The organism is Lutibacter sp., from assembly GCF_021647475.1.
Taxonomy (GTDB): Bacteria; Bacteroidota; Bacteroidia; order Flavobacteriales; family Flavobacteriaceae; genus Lutibacter.
Genome location: NZ_JAKIUR010000011.1, coordinates 48,217 through 69,215 on the forward strand (window position 1 = coordinate 48,217; position 20,999 = coordinate 69,215).

At 30.4% G+C, this 20,999-nt stretch carries 19 protein-coding genes; 5 read left to right on the plus strand and 14 right to left on the minus strand.

From position 1 onward, the window contains the following. Positions 1-40: 40 nt before the first annotated feature. From L3J60_RS04340 to L3J60_RS04355, 4 genes are all read right to left on the minus strand, one after another. Positions 41-154, minus strand: a complete 114-nt coding sequence (locus tag L3J60_RS04340) for a FeoB-associated Cys-rich membrane protein (protein ID WP_291974263.1) — start codon at positions 152-154, stop codon at positions 41-43. After that, entirely contained in the window at positions 154-2,265 is a 2,112-nt protein-coding gene (feoB, locus tag L3J60_RS04345; protein ID WP_291974264.1) for a ferrous iron transport protein B, read from the minus strand. Before feoB ends, L3J60_RS04340 begins: the two co-directional genes overlap by 1 nt. Next, positions 2,266-2,493: a FeoA family protein gene (locus L3J60_RS04350; RefSeq protein ID WP_291974265.1), complete on the minus strand. Its 228-nt coding sequence runs from the start codon at positions 2,491-2,493 to the stop codon at positions 2,266-2,268. A gap of 75 nt (positions 2,494-2,568) precedes the next feature. Beyond that, complete coding sequence (locus L3J60_RS04355; RefSeq protein WP_291974266.1) at positions 2,569-3,240, minus strand: SCO family protein; 672 nt, start codon at positions 3,238-3,240, stop codon at positions 2,569-2,571. 275 nt (positions 3,241-3,515) lie between these two features. Here L3J60_RS04355 and L3J60_RS04360 point away from each other — a divergent pair, with 275 nt between their 5' ends. Together L3J60_RS04360 and rseP are read left to right on the plus strand one after the other, a co-directional pair. Beyond that, positions 3,516-3,671, plus strand: coding sequence for a hypothetical protein (locus L3J60_RS04360; RefSeq protein WP_291974267.1), 156 nt, complete (start codon positions 3,516-3,518; stop codon positions 3,669-3,671). Positions 3,672-4,088: 417 nt separating this feature from the next. After that, the gene (rseP, locus tag L3J60_RS04365) at positions 4,089-5,402 is read left to right on the plus strand and encodes an RIP metalloprotease RseP (protein ID WP_291974268.1); all 1,314 of its coding nucleotides are present in this window, start codon (positions 4,089-4,091) and stop codon (positions 5,400-5,402) included. Between the two features lie 234 nt (positions 5,403-5,636). Here rseP and L3J60_RS04370 read toward each other — a convergent pair whose 3' ends face one another. From L3J60_RS04370 to L3J60_RS04395, 6 genes are all read right to left on the minus strand, one after another. After that, positions 5,637-5,915, minus strand: a complete 279-nt coding sequence (locus tag L3J60_RS04370) for a F0F1 ATP synthase subunit epsilon (protein WP_291974269.1) — start codon at positions 5,913-5,915, stop codon at positions 5,637-5,639. Between the two features lie 22 nt (positions 5,916-5,937). Then, on the minus strand, positions 5,938-7,446 hold the full coding sequence (gene atpD / locus L3J60_RS04375; RefSeq protein ID WP_291974270.1) for a F0F1 ATP synthase subunit beta: 1,509 nt from the start codon (positions 7,444-7,446) through the stop codon (positions 5,938-5,940). 174 nt (positions 7,447-7,620) lie between these two features. Continuing rightward, positions 7,621-9,147: a G-D-S-L family lipolytic protein gene (locus L3J60_RS04380; protein ID WP_291974271.1), complete on the minus strand. Its 1,527-nt coding sequence runs from the start codon at positions 9,145-9,147 to the stop codon at positions 7,621-7,623. A gap of 31 nt (positions 9,148-9,178) precedes the next feature. After that, positions 9,179-11,968: a TonB-dependent receptor gene (locus L3J60_RS04385; protein ID WP_291974272.1), complete on the minus strand. Its 2,790-nt coding sequence runs from the start codon at positions 11,966-11,968 to the stop codon at positions 9,179-9,181. Positions 11,969-12,098: 130 nt separating this feature from the next. Then, positions 12,099-12,788 carry a hypothetical protein gene (locus L3J60_RS04390; protein ID WP_291974273.1) on the minus strand — a complete coding sequence of 230 codons (690 nt, stop codon included), beginning with the start codon at positions 12,786-12,788 and terminating at the stop codon, positions 12,099-12,101. A gap of 74 nt (positions 12,789-12,862) precedes the next feature. Continuing rightward, positions 12,863-15,976, minus strand: coding sequence for an endonuclease (locus tag L3J60_RS04395; protein ID WP_291974274.1), 3,114 nt, complete (start codon positions 15,974-15,976; stop codon positions 12,863-12,865). 143 nt (positions 15,977-16,119) lie between these two features. Here L3J60_RS04395 and L3J60_RS04400 point away from each other — a divergent pair, with 143 nt between their 5' ends. Both L3J60_RS04400 and L3J60_RS04405 read left to right on the plus strand, forming a co-directional pair. Continuing rightward, a complete protein-coding gene (locus L3J60_RS04400; RefSeq protein WP_291974275.1) occupies positions 16,120-16,608 on the plus strand; it encodes a hypothetical protein in 489 nt (162 codons plus the stop codon). Between the two features lie 28 nt (positions 16,609-16,636). Next, complete coding sequence (locus tag L3J60_RS04405) at positions 16,637-17,371, plus strand: lysophospholipid acyltransferase family protein (protein ID WP_291974276.1); 735 nt, start codon at positions 16,637-16,639, stop codon at positions 17,369-17,371. Here L3J60_RS04405 and L3J60_RS04410 read toward each other — a convergent pair. Then, complete coding sequence (locus L3J60_RS04410; protein WP_291974277.1) at positions 17,349-18,134, minus strand: amidohydrolase; 786 nt, start codon at positions 18,132-18,134, stop codon at positions 17,349-17,351. The two genes, L3J60_RS04405 and L3J60_RS04410, sit on opposite strands and share 23 nt — an antisense overlap. After that, on the minus strand, positions 18,122-19,264 hold the full coding sequence (locus tag L3J60_RS04415; protein ID WP_291974284.1) for a methionine aminotransferase: 1,143 nt from the start codon (positions 19,262-19,264) through the stop codon (positions 18,122-18,124). The genes L3J60_RS04410 and L3J60_RS04415 overlap by 13 nt, the downstream gene beginning before the upstream one ends. A 90-nt stretch (positions 19,265-19,354) precedes the next feature. On the opposite strand from L3J60_RS04415, the gene L3J60_RS04420 reads away from it, so the two are divergent. Next, the gene (locus L3J60_RS04420; RefSeq protein ID WP_291974278.1) at positions 19,355-20,293 is read left to right on the plus strand and encodes a pyridoxal-phosphate dependent enzyme; all 939 of its coding nucleotides are present in this window, start codon (positions 19,355-19,357) and stop codon (positions 20,291-20,293) included. A gap of 198 nt (positions 20,294-20,491) precedes the next feature. Here the strand turns inward: L3J60_RS04420 and L3J60_RS04425 are convergent, their stop codons facing one another. Together L3J60_RS04425 and L3J60_RS04430 are read right to left on the minus strand one after the other, a co-directional pair. Beyond that, positions 20,492-20,698, minus strand: coding sequence for a helix-turn-helix transcriptional regulator (locus L3J60_RS04425; protein ID WP_291974279.1), 207 nt, complete (start codon positions 20,696-20,698; stop codon positions 20,492-20,494). Position 20,699: 1 nt separating this feature from the next. Then, positions 20,700-20,840 carry a DUF2975 domain-containing protein gene (locus tag L3J60_RS04430; protein ID WP_291974280.1) on the minus strand — a complete coding sequence of 47 codons (141 nt, stop codon included), beginning with the start codon at positions 20,838-20,840 and terminating at the stop codon, positions 20,700-20,702. Between the last annotated feature and the right edge of the window lie 159 nt (positions 20,841-20,999).

Below are 20,999 nucleotides of genomic sequence, written 5' to 3' on the forward strand. Positions count from 1 at the left end.
AGTTCTAATAAAAAGAAAGCTTAAAAAATAAAATTAGGTTTTAGCATTTACAATCTGGACCACAATCTCCTTTTTTATTCGATTTAAAAAGGTATTTTTTGACTAGAAATCCAACAGCAAATGCTAATACTATATATGTTATAATTTCTTGCATTAGTTTAAAAATGAAAAGGTTAAAACTGAAATAATATATGCTAAAGTACTCATTCCTATTAATTGTAAAATTGGCCATTTCCAACTTTTAGTTTCCCGTTTAACAATAGCTAAAGTTGCCATACATTGCATCGCCAAGGCATAAAATATTAATAAAGACATCCCCGTAGCAAAATTAAAGCGTTTTTTACCTGTTTGTTGATTAATTTCACTAGCCATTCTTTGTTTTATAGTACTTGTATTGTTATTATCACTTTCAACATTATAGATAGTAGCAAGTGCACCAACAAAAACTTCTCTAGCTGCAAAAGAACTGATTAAAGCAATTCCTATTTTCCAATCATATCCCATGGGTTTAATAACTGGTTCAATGGTTTTTCCCATCATTCCAATATATGAATTCTCTAATTTGTAAGATGCTATTTTTTTATGTAATTCTTTTTTTGAAATGTTTATATTTTTATTCTGATTTGAAACAATTTCTTTTGCATTTTTAAAATTAGTTGATCCATTAGATGCTAAAAACCACAATACAATTGAAATTGCTAAAATTATACTTCCTGCACCTGTTATAAATGCTTTTACTTTTTCAACAACGGTGTAAAATATATTTTTAACAGAAGGCAATTTGTAGTTAGGCATTTCAATTGCAAACAAAGATTTATGCTTGATTTTTAATACATAATTTAACAAAATTGCAGATAAAATTGCAGCGGTAAAACCTAATAAATACAATCCCATTAAGGTTAATCCTTGTAAATTAAAAATACCTAACACATGTTTTTGTGGAATTATTATTGAAATCAATATGGCATAAACTGGTAAACGAGCCGAACAAGTTGTAAATGGAACTACTAATATTGTAATTAAACGTTCTCTCCAATTACTAATATTTCTAGATGCCATAATAGCTGGTATAGCACATGCTGTTCCTGAAATTAATGGAATAATGCTTTTACCTCCCATTCCAAAACGACGCATAATTTTATCCATTAAAAAAACTACTCGGCTCATATAGCCAGTTTCTTCTAGAATAGAAATAAAAGCAAACAAAATAGTAATTTGTGGAATAAAAATTAAAACACCTCCAACACCTGGTATAATACCTTCTGTTATTAAACTAGTTAAAGTTCCTGCTGGTAAGTTATTTTTAACTAAAACTTTTAAGTCCACAAACATTTTATCAATAAAATCCATTGGTAACGTTGCCCAAGAAAAAATAGATTGAAAAATAAGAAATAACACTAAAGCGAAAAATACATATCCAAATACTTTATGGGTTAAAATTTTATCTAATTTGCTACGTAAATCAGTAGCTTTAGATTTATCTACCAAATATGTCTTTTTTAAAATTTCATTTATTTTTTGATACCTATAAATCGTTTCTTTATGCTGATATCTTTTTATTTGCTCTTTGTTCTCAGTAAATTTTTTAATTTTTGTTTGCTCTGCTTTATTTAAAAAATTACAATGTTGTTGCTGTGTTATAAGTAGCCAAGATTTATACAAAGAAAAATCTGAAAAAATGTTTTCTACTTCTTTAAAAAAATCAGCATCAATTTTATCAGAAATATTAGCAATTGGGGTGGTATCCCAGTTTTTATAATTTAAAATTTCTTTTTTAAGATTATCAATTCCTAATTTTTTTCGAGCACTTATTAAAATAATTTCTGATTTTAATTCATCTTTTAATTTATCAATATCAATTGAAATACCTTTGCGTTGCATTTGGTCTTTCATATTAATGACTAAAAGAGTCGGAATTTTTAAATCCTTAATTTGAGAAAATAATAATAAATTTCGTTTTAGATTTTCTACCTCGGCAACTACAACCACTACATCTGGGAAAGAAGAATTATTTTTATTTAATAAGGTGTCTAAAACTATGGTTTCATCTAAAGTTGAAGGATTTATACTGTAAGTTCCTGGTAAATCAATAACTTCAGCTGTAAGTTCTTCTGAAATTTTACATTTACCTAATTTTTTATCAACGGTTATTCCTGGGTAATTTCCTACTTTTTGATTTAATCCTGTTAGCTGATTAAATAAAGAAGTTTTTCCTGTATTTGGATTTCCAACTAAGGCTAGTTTAACAACTTTATTTTTTTTCATTTACAGCCTTATAATATTAATTTTTTCAGCAGTTTCAATTCTAATAGCTAAATAACTTCCGTTAACTTTTATATATAAAGGATCTTTAAAAGGAGCAACTTGTAATAACTCAACTTCTTGTCCGGGCAAACAACCCATTTCAAGTAACTTTAATGGTATAGCATTTAAAGAAAAATCTTCAATAATTCCACATTCTCCAATCTTCAAATCTGCTATAGTACTTCCCATTATTTATAATAATTCTTAATAATGGCAAATATAATAAATTAGAATCATTCTAAACAATGATAAATATCATTAAAACTATTGTTGTGTTTTTAATAATTTTATATCTGAAATCAACCTATTCATGTCGTTTAAATCAGTACCATCATAGAATCCTCTAATTTGTTTATTTTTATCGACCAGTACAAAATTTTCGGTATGAATAAAATCTTGTAATCCGCCATCGCCTTGGTCAGTTACCACAAAATAACTTTTTCGAGCCAAATTATAAATTTCTTTTTTATTACCAGTGGTAACATTCCATTTTGAATCTATTACTCCTTTTTGAATGGCATAATCTTTTAAAACCGAAACGCTATCAATTACAGGAGTTACCGATAAAGATAAAAATTTTACATCATCATCTTTTAAAAATACTTGTTGTATTTTTTCCATGTTGCTAGTCATTATAGGGCAAATGGTTTTACAACGCGTAAAAAAGAAATCAGCCACATAAATTTTATTTTCATAATCTTTTTGAGTTATGGTATCTCCATTTTGATTAATAAGTTTAAAATCTGCAACTTTATGATTGCGATGAATGTGCCATAAACTTTCATCCACTAATTTTGGGTTAACATCCGCAGGATTGTAAATAGGTAATTTTTTTTTAGGTGTTAAAACAGCATAAATGGCATAAATCATTCCAACAGATAATAACGCCATTAAAGCCAATGTTGGAATTGATTTTTTAAAAAATTTTAAATCCATGATTTTTTAATTAGACCACAAATTTAGTATTATTAGTTAAAATGTTAGAATTAAATATTGGAATTAGCTATAAAATTAAAAATAAACTCTTTACTCCAATGCAATTAGAGTGGAGGAAATTAATTTAGCAAAATTAAAACAGAATACTAGACGTAGTATATTGTTTTAAACCGTCATTACAAACTTTAGTGAAGTAATCTTTTTAAAGTGTACACAATTTTACTCTATAAAAGTTTAAGGACAAAAACAAAATGTTTAACTTTAAATTTTAAAAAATGAAAAATTTAGAAAATTATGGTGTTCTAGAAATGAATGCGAATGAAATTAAGGAAACTAATGGGGGGTTTATTTGGATAGAACTTTGGGGAGGTATTAATTTTGTTAATATGTCTGGGCAATTGGGTGGTGATGGTATAACCTATGAATCATAAACTATTGAAAAAGTACTAATTTTAACATTGTTAAAATTAGTACTTTTTATAATGATTATTTTAAAAATAAAATAAATAAACTATGAATAGAAATGATAAATGGTATAATGATAAAATGCTATTAACGCAATTGATTATTATCCCTCCAATATTTTTTTATGGTCTTTACTATACAAACACTTTTCCTTCGCATCAAAAAAAAATAATTACAATCTCATTTATAATTATTTTAATATTAATAGTAAGCTATTTTATTTTTTAAAGAAAGTAACTCCCCAAAATTTTATAATGCTTTTACTGGAAAAACTCTATCTATTCTAAAACTTTGTTAAATAATCTAATTACTTAATTTATCTGCTTTTACAACTGTATTTAAAAACGTACATTTGTGCGATTTTAGTAATTTGAATAACATTTATGGATATTGTAATAAAAGCAACCCAATTTATATTAAGCTTATCATTTTTAATTGTTTTACACGAATTAGGACATTTTATACCTGCAAAAATATTTAAAACAAGAGTAGAAAAATTCTACTTATTTTTTGATTATAAATTTTCTATTTTTAAAAAGAAAATTGGAGAAACTGTTTATGGTATTGGTTGGATTCCGTTAGGTGGTTATGTTAAAATAGCGGGTATGATTGATGAAAGCATGGACACCGAGCAACTAAAACAACCTGCACAACCTTGGGAATTTAGATCAAAACCTGCTTGGCAAAGACTGATAATTATGTTAGGTGGTGTACTTATGAATTTTATTTTAGGAATTCTAATTTACATTATGATAACCTTTGTTTGGGGAGCAGACTTTATAAAACCTTTAGATGTTAAACAAGGATTTACCGTAAACCAAGTATTTAAAGATTACGGATTTAAAGATGGTGACAAAATTTTAAAATTTAATGGTAAAACACCTTCCGATGTTACTGATGTTAACATGTTTTTATTTCTAAGAAATTTAAAAACCTTAGATGTTTTACATGAAAACGGTGAAGAAGAAACTATTAAAATTCCAGAAAATATAGGTGAAATAATGTGGCAAAAAGGGATTATGACTCCTTTTGAACCTAGAATTCCAGCGGTTATAGATTCTGTTATTCCAAATTACCCTGCTGAAAAAGCGGGGCTTATAAAAGGAGACAAAATTCTTGCTTTTAATAATATACCTATTTCCTATACGTATCAAATTAAAAATTTTGATATTAATTCTAAAAATAAAATAACACTTAAGTTCAAAAGAAACGGCAAAGAAAAAAGTGTCACTTTTAATCCAGATAAAAAAGGTAAAATTGGAGTTACTTGGAATACTTCAAATGCAATTAATATACAACATAAAAACTATTCATTTTTAGAAAGTATTCCTAAAGGAAATTCATTAGCAATTTGGAAATTGAAAGACTACGTAAAACAATTTAAATATGTGTTTACCAAAAAAGGAGCAACTAGTATTGGTGGTTTTATTGCTATAGGTAATATATTTCCATCTACTTGGAGTTGGCAAGCCTTTTGGAATATAACTGCCTTTTTATCTATTATGCTTGGGTTTATGAACCTGCTTCCTATTCCTGCTTTAGATGGTGGTCATGTAATGTTTACTTTATATGAAATAATTACTGGAAGAAAACCAAGTGATAAATTTTTAGAATATGCTCAAATTACAGGATTTATACTATTGATTGCATTACTATTACTTGCTAACGGAAACGATATTGTGAAGTTATTTTCTTAAAAGAACTTTAATTTAAAACATAAAAAAATCCTTAGAATAATTTCTAAGGATTTTTTTATATAATATTAAGTAACTTATTTAATGTATATCTGTTTTCAATCATATGGTTAACACATCATCCTGAATTTATTTCAGGGTCTCACTTTATTATGTTGATTTATAATCATCATGAGATTCTGAAACAAGCCCGCCTGCTGCTGGCAGGTTCAGAATGACGGATATACAACCTATTTATTAGTCAGCTAAAATAATAACTTTATTTTCTTTCATTTCAATAGTACCACTTTTAATAGGTAGTGTATATTCGTCTTTTGAGATTGTGAACTGATTTTCAAATTCTTGGTCAATAGTAATCTTTGAACCTTTAAACTTAACATTACCTTTCACCAACAAAGAAACTATTGGAGCATGATTATTTAACATTTGAAACTCACCATTAATTCCTGGAACAGACACAATATCTACTTCTGAGGATAATAAAGTTGCTTCTGGTGAAACTATTTCTAAAATCATAATTTTTAAATTGTCAATTGAATTATGCTTCTGCTAACATTTTTTCACCTGCATCAATAGCATCTTGTATAGAGCCTCTAAGGTTAAATGCTGCTTCTGGATATTTATCTAATTCACCATCCATAATCATATTAAATCCTTTAATAGTGTCTTTAATATCAACTAAAACCCCTGGAATTCCTGTAAATTGTTCTGCAACATGAAACGGTTGCGATAAAAATCGTTGCACTCTACGTGCTCTATGAACTGCTAACTTATCTTCTTCAGAAAGTTCATCCATTCCTAAAATAGCAATAATATCTTGTAATTCTTTATAATGTTGCAACAACTCTTTTACTCTAGTTGCACAATTATAATGTTCTTCTCCTAATATTTCAGGAGACATAATTCTTGAAGTAGAATCCAAAGGATCTACCGCAGGATAAATACCTAACTCAGAAATTTTACGAGATAATACCGTAGTTGCATCCAAGTGAGAAAATGTAGTTGCTGGTGCTGGATCTGTTAAATCATCTGCAGGTACGTAAACCGCTTGTACAGATGTTATAGAACCATTTTTAGTTGAAGTAATACGTTCCTGCATTTCACCCATTTCTGTTGCTAATGTTGGTTGGTAACCAACTGCAGAAGGCATACGTCCTAATAAGGCTGATACTTCTGAACCTGCTTGTGTAAATCGGAAAATATTATCTACAAAAAAAAGTACATCTTTTCCTTGACCTTTACCTGCTCCATCACGGAAATATTCAGCTATAGTTAATCCAGATAAAGCAACACGAGCACGAGCTCCAGGAGGTTCATTCATTTGTCCAAAAACAAAGGTTGCTTTTGATTCTTTCATACCTGCTTTATCTACTTTTGATAAATCCCATCCACCTTCTTCCATAGAATGCATAAAATCATCACCATATTTAATAATACCTGATTCTAACATTTCTCTTAATAAGTCATTCCCTTCACGAGTTCTTTCTCCTACTCCTGCAAAAACGGATAAACCACCGTGACCTTTAGCGATATTATTAATCAACTCCATAAGTAATACTGTTTTACCTACACCAGCACCTCCAAATAAACCAATTTTACCTCCTTTTAAATAAGGTTCAATTAAATCTACTACTTTAATCCCTGTGAATAAAACTTCAGTAGAAGTTGATAATTCATCAAATTTTGGTGGATCTCTGTGGATTGGCAATCCATTATCCCCAGTTTTAGGTAGGTTTCCTAACCCATCAATAGCATCTCCAATTACATTAAATAATCGTCCATAGATATCTTTACCAATTGGCATTTTAATTTCATTGCCTGTGGCAACAACTTCATAGCCTCTACTTAACCCATCTGTAGAATCCATTGCAATTGTTCTTACCGTATCTTCACCAACGTGTTGTTGAACTTCTAATACTAAAACAGAGCCATCTTCTCGTGTAATTTCTAAAGAATCGTAGATTCTTGGTAGTTCTGATTCTGATTTAAATTCAACATCAATAACTGGACCGATAATTTGTGCAACTTTTCCTGTAACTTTTGCCATTACTTTAACTATTTATTATTTAGATATTTAATCTTATTGAGTTCGTGTTTTTTTTATCGTGCAAATATAGTTTTTTGATTTTGTATTGAAAAACTTTTATAAAAAAAAATAAGAAAAACCCTCTTGATTAAACTAATAACTAAGAGGGTTTTTTCTATTTAAATTATATCTGTGTTAATTAAGATAAAGTCCTTTGTAATTACCTACATTAACTTTTGGTAAATTAGAACCGTATTTTGCATTAATAGCATCAATCATTCCATTGGCTATAATGGAATATCCTCTTGGTGATGGATGTACGCCATCTAAAGAAAATCCACCTCCAGTTGCGTAAACAGCTGTGGAGGTTATGCCATTTTCTGTAATTCCAGTTGTAAGCATTTGTTGCATTAAAGCATTTGCATCAAAAAATGCCAAATCGTACTGGGTAGCAAAATTTTCAATGGTTTGGTTATATGCTGTTCTAGCTGTTGAAACAGCCGTTTGCTCTTGAGGAGTTAATACCCATTTATCAGCTAAAGGAACTGAAACTCCATTAATTAATTGAGGATTTCCACCTACCATAGTCCCCAAAAAAGTTCTAGATGTTAATACTAATAAATCTTCAGCAGTTGCTTGCCTGTACTTTGGTAAAGCAGCAAACGCTGGATTTATAGCTCCTAAATCAGTTAAATCTTCATCAATAATAACAACTGCATTTTGTCCAGTAGTAAAATTAATTGTTCTTTTAGCCGCTTCTTCAGCAGTAAATAAACCTAAACCACTTAGAGCTGCTAAAGCTTGTTGAATTCCTCCATTATATGGAGCATAACCTTGATTTACAGCTGCTGCAGTAGCAGCATCTAAAGGAATAGCATTATATGGAACCGTTGTAAAATAAGGGATTGTAGTGATACTTGGTAAATTTACTACAATTCCTTTTGCACCTGTTGAAGTTAAATTTTGTAATAATGCATTATAAGCTCCCATAAATACTTGTGGATCAGTAATATCATTAGAGCCATAAGTTGCAGCATCTAAATTACCTATTTGATCTACTCCATCTCCGCCTGATGCGGCAAATCCTAATATATCATTAGCTCCAATCCATAGTGAGAAAAAACTTCCGTTTTCTGAAACAGCATCGCCAATAACAGTAGCGTTTGAACTTGAAGCCATTCTTGCAAAAAATGGATTTGCTGCTCCTGAAGCAACACCCGCAACATTACCATATCCAGGGGCTAACAAATGAAATATTTTAGCACCAGGAACTCCCATATTATTATAAGGGCCTGGTTTTATATTACTTACTTCCGTAGAAGGAGTTCCTGAAACTGGAACTGGTGAAGGGCTTCCTGACGCAAAAGACAAAATTAATCTATTAGAAGTAATTTGTTGTCCTCCAAGAAGTAACCCTCCTAAGTTATCATCCATTAATGGTTGTGTAAAACTACCTCCTCCAGCTAAAGAAAATTGATTAGCTAAAATATTTGGATATGAATTTTCTTGTCCTTCAATAAATAAAGCTCCATCTGAGTAACCTGCAGTTAAAGAATTCCCAACAGAAACATAGTTTGAAAAATCGGCAGACCCACTTGTATAAGTTACTGGAGTTTCAGAAACTTGTGGTGTTTCAACCAATCTTGGCTTCACTAAATAATCTTCATTTTGACAAGAAACTGTAAATAAGATTATTGTAAGTATAATAAATATTTTTTTCATAATTTATAATGTTATTTTTTAATTCTGATTTTTATGGATTAATAGTCCAAGATACATAATATAGAGAACCAACTTGCCCAACACCTGGTGCACTTACATATTCTTTACCTGCTATATTAGCTCCTCCAATTTTAAATATCGATTTAATACTTGATACCGTATAATTAATTTGTGCATCTACTACACTTCGAGGTGCAACTGTACCATCAGCAAAAGTAGCTTCCCATAAATATTTATCACTCCATCTATAATTTACTTTAAATCCTAAATTTTTAAATAAGTTATTACTACCAAAAGATACTTTTACTTTGTGTTCTGGGGTATTAAAACTAGCCTCATAATCTGGATCAGAACTTTGATTAAAATCAAATTTAGCAAAGGTATAATTAATACCAAAATTAAAATGGTCAAAGACTTTTGAAGACATGCCAATAGTTGCTCCATAAGAAGTAATATCTGCTGGTGAATTGGTATAAACTTGAAATGGTTTATAATCTCCTGCGCTTAGAGCAATTGCTGCTGGTGGGGCTGGCATAGTATTTGGATCATAATCTGAAAAATTAGCTTGTCCATAATAAGGTACTATTACTGTTTTTACACCAATAAAATCTTTATATTCATTGTAATAAGCACTTGCATCTAACATAAAGCTACCAAAACCTGCTCTATACCCTACTTCAAAAGCAGAAATTTTTTCTGGTTTTATTAAGGCAATATTTGCTTTTTCAGGGGCTCCCGCTTTTACAGAAGCTAAGGTAAATGAATTATCATAAGCCGCTCTACCAGATAATGAAACAGTACTAGCTCCTCCATTAAATAACTGACCCGTACTTGAAACTAATAATGGATTTGTTGTATATCTATCTAAGTTATCAGGTGCAGAACCTACTAAAATGGCTCGCCCAACATCTAAACCAATATATTGATCTTGAGTAGTTGGATTTCTAAATCCTGTTTGAAAAGATGCTCTTAAATTACGTGTTTTATTTTCTCCTAATGAATAAGAAATAGATACTCTTGGAGAATAATTTCCATCGAAATTTTTAGCTTTATCATAACGAATAGAACCTGTAAATTTTAATCGATCATCTACAAATTTCTTTTGAACTTGCATATATGCTCCATATTCATTATAGTTGATCGGGCCATTATAATCTGTAAAAATAGTTCCTGAAGAATTTAAAGAATATTCTCTCCAAGATCCTCCAATTTGGATATCTGCAAAATCGATTAAATTTTTGAAATTGTAATTTACATCTGAATGATAAATTTTTGTATTATCTTTAAATTTAGCTCCAGTTGCTAAATTTGGATCATTAATTACGGTATTAAAAGCATTTTTAAAAGCAGCTGTTCCTGGAACTAAAGCTCCTGTTTGTGCAACTTGCCTTGCTATAGCCTGTGCTGAAGTATCATCCATAATTGGTAAACCTGGAATTAGACCTAAACGAGCACCAATATAAGTTTGAGCATATTCTGTAAACCATTGTGTATCTGATTTCCAGCTTCTATTTAAGTTAATGGCTGCAAAACGACTGTCATAAGAGTCGCCAGCATCTTCAGAGGTTGTATAAATTCTAGCAAAGAAATTATCTCCTCTTACTTCAAATTTATGTTGTTGCATAAAAAAGTTTTTTAGGCTATATCTATTTGCTCCTTGATAAATAGTATTCCCTTTTCCAAATTTTGCACTATAAATAAATTCAATATCATTATCAAAAGGTCTATAATGTAAAGCCATATCTGCTTTTACACTCTGTGCAACATAATCCATTAGATCTACTTCTTTATACCCTGTTCTAGAAACGTAAGTAGATCCTAAAGTTCCCGAAGGTAAACCACTTAATTGATCAAAATTTAAAGTTGTTGCAACTTCATCTCCATAGATGTTTAAACCATCATATCCAGGGTTATTCCTAGTTAAAGCTGGATTGCTATAATCTCTATAATCTGTTGCATACCAATCTGTACCTTTCAAGAAAGAAAAATTAGCTTTAGCGGCAAATTTATCACTAAACTTATATGCCATTCGTATTCCTGTATCTGTATAATTTCTATCACCTGCTGCTTTTTGTGAGGTTAAGCCTGTTTTTACATATACACTAACTCCTGGATAATCAAATGGACTTTTACTGGTCATAAATAAAATTCCATTAAAAGCATTTGCACCGTATAAGGCGGAAGAAGCTCCTGGTAATAATTCAACTGATTTAACATCTAATTCCGACATACCCAACAAGTTTCCTAAATTAAAATTTAAAGCAGGGGAAGAATTATCCATACCATCAACCAGTTGCATAAATCTTGAGTTTGAAAAAGCTGCAAAACCACGAGTATTAATAGATTTAAAGGTTAAACTACTTGTATTAACATCAACACCTTTTAAATTTTCTAGGCCATCATAAAAAGATGGAGAAGATGTGTTTCGTATTGCTCTAACATCTAAATGTTCAACTGATACTGGTGATTCTAATAACCGCTCAGGTGTTCTTGATGCAGAAATAATTATTTCGTCCAAAGCAGTAGCTTCTTCTACTAATTTAATAGCTGCCTTTTGGTTGGATTGAGTTATTTCTACATTAACTGAAGAATACCCAATTAATGAAACCCTTAAAGTAAAAGGTGGATTTTGATTAACTTTTAATGAAAAGTTTCCATCAAAATCTGCTGTAGCCCCAATTGGTTTACCTACAACTTTAATGTTAGCTCCTGGAATTGGTTGATCTGTTTTTGCGTCTTTTACTGTTCCTGTAATAGCGGTTTGAGCCATCATAACAGTACCAACAAAAAGTACAAAAATAACGCTTAATAATTTTTTCATATTTTCTTATATAGTATTGATTAACATCTGTGCAAATTACAATTTTTTTCTAATTAACAAAAAAAAGTACAAAAAAAAGCGAAAAACTAAATTTTTCGCTTAAATTTTAATCAATTAAGTAACAGACTGTTTAATCCGTTTTAAAATTCCAAATTTGTCCAATAGTTTGTCCACCTTGGTTATCTTTTACCACAACTTTCCAATAATAAGTGGTAGTAGCACTTAGTGTTGCAGTTGTATAACTACTTGGTGTTTGGTCTGCACTAACTTTAGTTGTTGGCGGATTTACCGTATCAAAATATACATCGTAAGTTAAAGTATCTGAAGTATCAGCATCACTACCATTCCACTGTAAGGTTGCTGTAGTAGTGGTTACTGCAGCATTTAATGCCGGACTTACCAGTTCTGGAGCAAATGGGATATAATTGGTAATACCATCTCCTTCTGTATAAAAGTTAAATATGCTTGAATAACTACTAGATGCATTTTTACTATCTGTAGCTTTTACTCTCCAGTAATAAGCAATACCTTTATCTAAGGTTATAGTTTTACTCGTTGTTGTAGCGGTTTGTGTTTGTACAATATTAGTAAAAGTATTATCCGTTGCTATTTGTATTTGATACGTTATAGCATCTCCATCTGGATCGGTAGATGAATATTGAAAATCTAACTGATTATTAATACACAATAAATTGTTGGTAGGGTAAGTTAGTGTTGGCGTAGCAGGTGCTTTATTGGTTGGAGCAGGAGGATTATCTCCGCCTCCACCACAAGACCATAATATTGTTGTTAACGCTATTGAATAAAGTATTTTTTTCATGGTATAATTTTATAAATATATTTTTTATGAGATGCTGAAACGAGTTCAGCATGACATCTGTTTTTTTAGTTTTATTATTCTTTAACTATTTTTAATGTAACTGGTTTGTTTAAATGTATTTTTGCAATATAAATTCCTGTAGGTTGGTTGCTTATATCTAAGTTTACTTTACCATAATTTACAGGATAATTTCTTTGACTTATTAATTGCGACTGTATGTTATATATTGAAATTACTACTTGTTTTTCTGCTATAGGCATTGCTATTTCAAAAGCTCCACTACTTGGGTTTGGATATACTACAAAATCATTCAACAACTCAATTGCTTTTGAATATATTCCTTCACAGGTTTTTGCCGTTTTTACTTCTAGTAAATCACCATGTTTTACATTTACAGTAAATACAGGAGCACTAGTATCTAAAACTTCTTTCCCGTTAACAAATACTTTATAAGGTGCTGTACCTTTTTCTATTTCAACGGTTGCTTTGTTTTCTTTTACGCTCGATTTTCCTGAAACTGTAGTTCCAGCTATTACTTCAACTACAAAACATTGTTGGTAACTTTCTCCTGTTATTGCAATACATATATTATATGTATTTGGAGGTAAATCGGTAACCGTAAGCGGACTTGCATTAGTGAACGTGTAATCTGCACCATTAATAGTTGTGGTATAATCATACGTTTCATTGGCGGTAATACTTAGTTGTCCATTATTTTTAGTTGGACAAGTTTCACTGGTTACTTGGATGTTGAAATTATTTTGTGGTAACATAAAACATCCCGTTGCATCAACCGTTGCTCCGGCTGTGGTGTTTGGGCATAAATCAACATTATTCATAATGCCATCATTATCATCATCTAATTGACTAGACGAACAACCGTTGGCATCTACAGTTTCTCCTGTTGGTGTATTTGAACATTGATCAATATTATTCATAACACCATCATTATCATCATCTAATTGGCTATCTGAACAACCTGTCGCATCTACCGTTTCTCCTACTGGTGTATTCGCACAAACATCATCACTGTTTTGTACTCCATCATTATCATCATCTAATTGACCATTTGAGCAACCATTGGCATCTACTGTTGCTCCTGCTGGCGTGTTCGGACATTGATCCACATTATTCATAACGCCATCATTATCATCATCTAACTGACTATCCGAACAACCTGTTGCATCAACAGTTTCTCCTGCTGGTGTATTCGCACAAATATCATCACTATTTTGAACTCCATCATTATCATCATCTAATTGTCCGTTTGAACAACCATTTGCATCTACTGATGCTCCTGCTGGCGTGTTCGGACATTGATCAACGTTATTCATAACGCCATCATTATCATCATCTAATTGACTAGATGAACAACCTGTTGCATCAACAGTTTCTCCTGCTGGTGTATTGGCACAAACATCATCACTATTTTGAACACCATCATTATCATCATCTAATTGTCCGTTTGAACAACCGTTGGCATCTACTGTTGCTCCGGCTGGTGTATTTGGGCATAAATCATCTGCATCTAGAACTCCATCATTATCACTATCACCATTTGGTCTATCTGCTGTTATTTTAAAGCTATCAACAGTCCATCGAGTAGGAGCTGTTCCTTCGGTATAATATTTAAATGCAAAATAAACCGTTCCTGTAATTGAACTAATATCTATATCAGAAAATGTAAAAACCTCTTCAGTACTACTAGTATTAGATTTTATAGGAATTGTAACATTTGGAACTGAAATCCACGTATAATTTGCAGGATTACTAGCTCCATCATAATTAGTTGAATAAACCAACACTAAAGGTGAATTTCCATAAGCTGCATCGGTATAAAAACTTATTTTTTCTCCTGTATCGGTATCAAAATCAATAGGATTTGTAGTGATTAACCAATCTTTACTTGGTACATCTTCTTGATATCCATTAATTCCATAAGAGCCCGAATTATTTTCACCAAATTGAGGTGAACAAGTCCAATCTTTATTACTTGCTTCACTATATGCAAAGAATTTAGTATTTGCACAATCTTCAAAATCTTCAACAAATAAGATTTTAGGGCCTAATAAAGTAGTAACATTTACCGCACTGCTTTCCGCAGATAAATTAGAAGCCGCATCTCTAGCTTTAAGTGTTACATTATAACTTGTATTTGGACTTAAATTGGTTAAACTTGTTGAGGTTGTAGTAGCTGTTTGCAAATAAGTGCCGTCTAAATAAATAAGATAATCATAAACATCAACATTATCTGTTGAAGCTGTCCAAGTTACGTCAAAAGAAGTATCAGTAACATTCGAAGCTACTAAATTAGTTGGAGTTGTAGGTGCTTCTGTATCAGAACTTCCGCCCATATTCCATTTATCTTCTGCGGTTAAACCTCCCCAAATTAAGGTGGCTAAATAAGGATTATCAATAAATGGATTTCTGTTGTGCTGAATATTTGCTAATGTTTCATTTCTTTTTGTTTCAAAAGGAGAAACAGGATCTTCTACATTCCATTGCAAAAACAAATCAATCATTTTTGGATCTATATTATTTACCGTTCCAAAACCAACATAGGTTGGAAAACATTGAGTTTGTGAAACTTGAGAACCATCACCATGATATTCCATATACATGTACATCACAGAACGTGCAACATCACCTTTCCATTCATCACCTGGAAACCATCCACCATTACTTGCTATATAAGATGGCGTTCCGCTACCATCTGTAAATTTTCTATTACTTCTAGAGGAATTTCTACTCCTGTCAACGGCATGTAAATTATAAACGTCTGTACCTGGGCCAGGGTCTGTAGTTGTTAGTACTGGCACAGCTAATGATTTTGCAAATACATGTTCTCTATTCCAAACACCTGTTCCAGTGCTTCCGTCATCTTGTAAAGTTTTAAGTCGTGTTCTATCTGTTGTTACATCACCATCAGTATCATCAAAGCCGTAAATTAATAATACATTTGTAGAAATATCAGGATCTTCATCGCCTGCTTTACAAGCATCCCAAACATCAACTGGTGAACCTGTATATGGTATTCCTGAATGTGTAGATTGTATTCTGGTGGCTAATTCATTAAATAAAGACATTCCTGTTTTATTGAGGTCTAAACCGTTATAATAGGATTGTATTTGTCCGTAAAAAGGAGTTACGAATAAAATAAAGAGTAGGGTATAAAGTAGTTTTTTCACAATAGTCTAATTGTTTTAAATTAAATTGGACATCAAAATTAAGAATTTTAATATTATTATGGTGTTAAAATTTATTTTATTAGCACAAATAAAAACTAAATGGGTTTCCTTTTAATTAATTTAAAATTAAAAACGATAATAAAATGATTACAATTTTTATTTTATTATTTTTGCCTCAACTAAAAAAACAAACTATTATGATAAAAATGGTTCACTCGTATTGGGCTTACTTAGTTCTTATTGTTCTTATTGCTGCTGTTTTAAATGCATTGATTGGATTACTTACTAAAAAAGATTTTAAAGCAAAAGATTTACGCATTTCTTTATTTGCCTTAATTGCTGCTCATATTCAATTAATTTTAGGAATTATAGCTTATTTTACTTCTACCTATTTCCAAGCTATGCAATCTCATGGAATGGGTTATGTAATGAAAAATAGTGCTTTACGCAAGCATTTAGTTGAGCATCCTATTGGGGTTTTAATTGCTATTGCACTTATTACTATTGGGTTTTCAAAACATAAAAAGAAAACAACTGATAACTCAAAATTTAAAACTATTTTTATTTATTATTTTATTGCTTTAATTTTAATATTAGGAGTAATTCCTTGGCATAATTGGTTTTCAAATTAATTTTTTTAGATAACACTCTAATTTTATTATGAAAAAAATACTTGCTTATCCTTTAACAATACTCTATTATTTGTTTTTTGGATTAGTTTTAGTAGTTCTGCATCCAATTCAGTGGATTGCTTTTAAATTAGGAGGTTATAAATGGCATAAAATAACTGTAGATTGGCTTAACTTTTTTGTTACTGGCTGTTTGTATATTTTAGGGACTAAAATAAGTTTTAATAATAAATATAAACTTCCGAAAAATGTTCCTTTAATAGTTGTTTCTAATCACCAAAGTATGAATGACATTCCGCCTTACTTCTGGTTTTTAAGAAAATACCATCCAAAATTTGTTTCTAAAAAAGAATTAGGGAAAGGAATTCCTAGTGTTTCTATTAATTTAAGATTAGGAGGTTCATGCTTAATTGACAGAAAAGATTCTAAACAATCTTTACGAGCCATTATTAATTTTGGGAAATATATTGAAAAGAATAATTATACTGCCGTTATTTTTCCTGAAGGAACCAGAAGCAGAGATGGTGTTCCAAAACGATTTTCTGAAAATGGACTTAAAGTGTTAGTAAAAAGTGCTCCCTCAGCTTATGTTGTGCCTGTAACCATTAATAACTCATGGAAATTTTTAAAATATGGTGGTTTTCCAATGGAAATTGGTGTGCATTTAACTTATGATGTTCACAAACCTATAAAAGCAAGTTCTATGGAATTTGAAAAACTTTTTAAAAAGGTAGTAACTGAAATTAAATCGGCAGTTGTAGTGTAAAATTATCTTTATCTGATAAAAAATTTAATTTTTTACGTGTTGCAAATAACTCTTCTTTATTTAAATTTACAATAATAGTTTCTTCTTTATAAGGTATTACATTTCCAATTAGCTCTCCTAAACCATCAAAAGCTACAGAATGTCCACTATATTCAAAATTATTGGCATCTTTTCCAACTCTATTTACCCCAATTACATAACTCATATTTTCAATTGCTCGTGCTTTTAACAGTGCATCCCAAGCTATTATCCTCTGATTAGGCCAATTTGCAATGTAAAAAAGTAAATCGTAATCTTCAGTATTTCTTGAAAAAACAGGAAAACGTAAATCGTAACAAATTTGAGGACAAATTTTCCATCCTTTTAAATTAAAAATCTTCTTTTTTGTTCCTGCCGTGTACACTTTTTCTTCACCTGCCAAGCTAAATAAATGTCGTTTATTATACGTTTCAATCTTTCCTGAAGGATGTACAAATAACAATCGATTAAAATAGCTGTCATTTTCTTCAATAATAATACTTCCTGTTATTGCAGTATTTTTTGAAGAAGCCACTTTCTTCATCCAATTAATAGTTTTTCCATTCACATTTTCTGAAATATTTTTAGGATGCATACTAAATCCTGTGGTGAACATTTCAGGTAAAATAATCAAATCAACTTCTTCATTAATATGATTTATTTTTTGAGAAAAATTATTTCGATTTTCTTCAGCATTATGCCAAACTAAATCAGATTGTATAAAAGCTACTTTTAAATTTTGCATAATATTTCCGCTGCTTTTTGTAAGGTTTCTTCTGATTTAGCAAAACAAACTCGCAACACTTTGGTGTCTAAATTTTGTTCATTAAAAACAGATATTGGTATAGTGGCTATTTTATTTTCAATAGTTAACCTTTTAGCAAATTTAAAATCGTTTTCATCGGTAATATTTTTATAGTTTAACAATTGAAAATAGGTTCCTGAAGAAGGTGTAAATTCAAACCTAGATTCTTTCATTAAATTTAAAAAGAAATCTCTTTTTTGCTGATAAAAAGTGCCTAAGTTCAAATAATGTTGCTCGTTTTTTAAATACGTTGCCAACGCAATTTGTATAGGATGATTTACGCAAAACACATTAAACTGGTGTACTTTTCTAAATTCAGCGGTTAAATAAGCTGGTGCTGCACAATAACCCATTTTCCATCCTGTATTATGAAACGTTTTTCCGAAGGAAGCAATAATAAAAGTCCGTTCTTTTAAATTTGGATACAAACATGCCGATTCGTGAATTAGATGATCAAAAATAATATGCTCATAAACCTCATCACTAATCAATAAAATATTAGTGTTTTTTAAAAGATTTTCTAATTGTTGCATGTCTTCTTTCGATAAAACTTTCCCTGAAGGATTATGAGGCGAATTAATAATCACCATTCTGGTTTTGCTCGTTATTAAGCTTTTAACTTCTTCCCAATTTATTTTAAAATTTTCAGGATTTAACTGCACCGAAATGGGTTTGCCACCAACTAATTCAACGGTAGGCTCGTAACAATCATAAGCGGGTTTAAAAATAATAACTTCATCATCCTTTTTTACTGTGGCAGTAATTGCAGTAAAAATAGCTTGTGTACCGCCAGCAGTAATGGTAATTTCAGTATCTGGATTGTATGTTGTTTGATATAATTTGTCAAATTTTTCAGCAATAGCTTCTCGCAAACTAAAAACACCAGGCATTGGTGCGTATTGATTGTAGCCATTAATCATAGCTTTATTTACCAATTCAATTAGTTTAGCATCACTTTTAAAATCAGGAAAACCTTGCGATAAATTTAGTGCGTTTTCTTTAGTTGCTAAACCACTCATTATAGCAAAAATTGAAGTTGGAATCTCTGGTAGTTTTGAATTTATATTCAGGTTATTTCTACTCATAAAACATTATTTAACACTCAAAAATAGAGCTTTAAATGAAATTAATAGTACTTTTATTTGTTAATTATTTTTTAAATGAATTATAAAAGCGAATTACTTAAAGCACAACAACGAATTACACATTATATCCATAATACGCCAATTTTAACTTCACATTTATTAGATGAAATTTCTGATTGCAATTTATTTTTTAAATGTGAAAACTTTCAAAAAATGGGAGCTTTTAAAATGCGTGGTGCTTTAAATGCAATACTTCAACTTTCTGATGAACAAAAAGCTAAAGGTGTAGTCACTCATTCTTCTGGAAATTTTGCTCAGGCAGTAGCTCTTTCCGCAAAAATGTTAGGAATTACTGCTTATATTGTAATGCCAAAAAATGCCCCAAAAGTTAAAAAAGATGCCGTTTTGGGCTATGGCGGAATTATAATTGAAAGTGATTCTACGCCAATTGCCAGAGAGTTAAAAGCAGCCGAAGTTATCAAAGAAAAAGAAGCGACTTTTATTCACCCTTCAAATGATATTCCTGTAATTATTGGGCAAGGAACTGCTGCTTTAGAATTGTTAAAAGAACAGCCCAATTTAGAAGCAATTATTGCTCCGGTTGGAGGTGGAGGTTTACTAAGTGGAACTGCATTATCAGCTCACTTTTTTGGAAATAATTGTAAAATTTATGCAGGAGAACCATTTGAAGCCGATGATGCTTATCGTTCATTAAAAAGTGGTAAAATTGAAAGTAATAAAACTACTAATACCATTGCTGACGGACTTAGAACTCAATTAGGAAGTAATACTTTTCCTATTATACAAAACTATGTTTCTGAAATAATACGTGTTTCTGAAGATGAAATAATAACCGCTATGAAATTAGTTTGGGAGCGTTTAAAAATTATAATTGAACCCTCTTCAGCAGTGGCTTTTGCTGCGATTTTAAAAAATAAGGAACTTTTTAAAGATAAAAAAGTGGGTGTTATTTTATCAGGTGGCAATGTAGATTTGTCTAACTTGCCGTTTTAAATAAAACTAACTAAAAATGAAAAACCTTTGGAAAAAATATTCACGCTATTTTGTTGATATTTGGCAATATTTAATCATTATTGTAATTTTTATAATTGCAGGAATTGTATATCTAATTATAAAATAAGGGATAAATAAAAGTTTGGTTTATTTAAGAACTACATTTGCTTTTAAAAATTATCAACTTACAAAGCTAGTTTAATCTTGTACATACTCTAAAATATTACCAGGTTGACAATCTAATGCTTTACATACCGCTTCTAAGGTAGAAAACCGAATTGCTTTTGCTTTACCCGATTTTAGAATAGAAAGATTAGCTCTTGTAATTCCAACTTTATTGGCTAACTCCATACTTTTCATTTTTCGCTTAGCAAGCATTACGTCAAGATTTATTATAATTGCCATATTAAACTGTTAAATCGTTTTCTTTTTTTATTGTTTGAGATATTTTAAATATTTCACTTAAAATCATAAAAAACAATCCTAATGAAATTAATAAAACAAAGGAGCTCAGACCTATATCAATACTGAATTTTTGTTTGATCATTAATCGATATATAAATATTGGAACACTATTTAAAACTAAACCACTATGGATTGAAAATCCATAGGTTCAAAAAAAATGTAAAGAATGAAATTCTTATTCCAAAATAATATTATCATTATCCAAGTTAGATGGATTACGATGATGTTCGAGATATTCTTG

What these genes read in the sequence shown, in the direction of transcription:
- L3J60_RS04340 (WP_291974263.1), bottom strand. Translation starts at nt 154, where the DNA reads ATGCAAGAAATTATAACATATATAGTATTAGCATTTGCTGTTGGATTT.
- feoB (WP_291974264.1), bottom strand. Translation starts at nt 2,265, where the DNA reads ATGAAAAAAAATAAAGTTGTTAAACTAGCCTTAGTTGGAAATCCAAAT.
- L3J60_RS04350 (WP_291974265.1), bottom strand. Translation starts at nt 2,493, where the DNA reads ATGGGAAGTACTATAGCAGATTTGAAGATTGGAGAATGTGGAATTATT.
- L3J60_RS04355 (WP_291974266.1), bottom strand. Translation starts at nt 3,240, where the DNA reads ATGGATTTAAAATTTTTTAAAAAATCAATTCCAACATTGGCTTTAATG.
- L3J60_RS04360 (WP_291974267.1), top strand. Translation starts at nt 3,516, where the DNA reads ATGAAAAATTTAGAAAATTATGGTGTTCTAGAAATGAATGCGAATGAA.
- rseP (WP_291974268.1), top strand. Translation starts at nt 4,089, where the DNA reads ATGGATATTGTAATAAAAGCAACCCAATTTATATTAAGCTTATCATTT.
- L3J60_RS04370 (WP_291974269.1), bottom strand. Translation starts at nt 5,915, where the DNA reads ATGATTTTAGAAATAGTTTCACCAGAAGCAACTTTATTATCCTCAGAA.
- atpD (WP_291974270.1), bottom strand. Translation starts at nt 7,446, where the DNA reads ATGGCAAAAGTTACAGGAAAAGTTGCACAAATTATCGGTCCAGTTATT.
- L3J60_RS04380 (WP_291974271.1), bottom strand. Translation starts at nt 9,147, where the DNA reads ATGAAAAAAATATTTATTATACTTACAATAATCTTATTTACAGTTTCT.
- L3J60_RS04385 (WP_291974272.1), bottom strand. Translation starts at nt 11,968, where the DNA reads ATGAAAAAATTATTAAGCGTTATTTTTGTACTTTTTGTTGGTACTGTT.
- L3J60_RS04390 (WP_291974273.1), bottom strand. Translation starts at nt 12,788, where the DNA reads ATGAAAAAAATACTTTATTCAATAGCGTTAACAACAATATTATGGTCT.
- L3J60_RS04400 (WP_291974275.1), top strand. Translation starts at nt 16,120, where the DNA reads ATGATTACAATTTTTATTTTATTATTTTTGCCTCAACTAAAAAAACAA.
- L3J60_RS04405 (WP_291974276.1), top strand. Translation starts at nt 16,637, where the DNA reads ATGAAAAAAATACTTGCTTATCCTTTAACAATACTCTATTATTTGTTT.
- L3J60_RS04410 (WP_291974277.1), bottom strand. Translation starts at nt 18,134, where the DNA reads ATGCAAAATTTAAAAGTAGCTTTTATACAATCTGATTTAGTTTGGCAT.
- L3J60_RS04420 (WP_291974278.1), top strand. Translation starts at nt 19,355, where the DNA reads ATGAATTATAAAAGCGAATTACTTAAAGCACAACAACGAATTACACAT.
- L3J60_RS04425 (WP_291974279.1), bottom strand. Translation starts at nt 20,698, where the DNA reads ATGGCAATTATAATAAATCTTGACGTAATGCTTGCTAAGCGAAAAATG.
- L3J60_RS04430 (WP_291974280.1), bottom strand. Translation starts at nt 20,840, where the DNA reads ATGATCAAACAAAAATTCAGTATTGATATAGGTCTGAGCTCCTTTGTT.